The organism is Actinospica durhamensis (assembly GCF_018139695.1).
GTDB classification, from domain to species: domain Bacteria; phylum Actinomycetota; class Actinomycetes; order Streptomycetales; family Catenulisporaceae; genus Actinospica; species Actinospica durhamensis.
The window spans coordinates 1-458 of the sequence record NZ_JAGSOG010000734.1 but is presented as its reverse complement, the minus strand read 5'-3'; the positions used below and the strand labels follow the sequence as shown (position 1 = coordinate 458).

At 73.8% G+C, this 458-nt stretch carries 1 pseudogene; it reads left to right on the top strand.

Going from position 1 to position 458, the window contains the following annotated elements:
- Nucleotides 1-458 (top strand): annotated as a pseudogene (locus tag KDL01_RS47205) (bifunctional UDP-N-acetylglucosamine diphosphorylase/glucosamine-1-phosphate N-acetyltransferase GlmU); the annotation flags it as partial.

Here is a 458-nt window from a genome sequence, read left to right as displayed (position 1 = left end):
CAGCGGCATCATGGCCGTGCCCGCGGCGCTGCTGGCCGGCTGGCTGGCGCGCCTCACCAACGACAACGCGCAGGGCGAGTACTACCTCACCGACATCGTGGCCATGGCCGTCGCCGACGGTGTGCCGGTGGTGGCGCACCGCATCACCGATGCGCTGCAGGTGGCGGGCGTCAACAGCCCGCTGCAGCTCGCGGAGCTGGAGCGGGCCCACCAGCTCGGCCAGGCGCGTGCCCTCATGGAGCAGGGCGTGCGCCTCGCCGACCCCGCGCGCTTCGACCTCCGGGACGATGCGCGCACCGGCGCGCGCGGCGAACTCGCCTGCGGCCAGGACGTGGAAATCGACGTGAACTGCATCTTCGCCGGCCGGGTGGAGCTGGGCGAGGGCGTGCGCATCGGCGCGCACTGCAGCATCGCCAACGCCCGCATCGCCGCCGGCGCCGTGGTCCATCCGTACACCC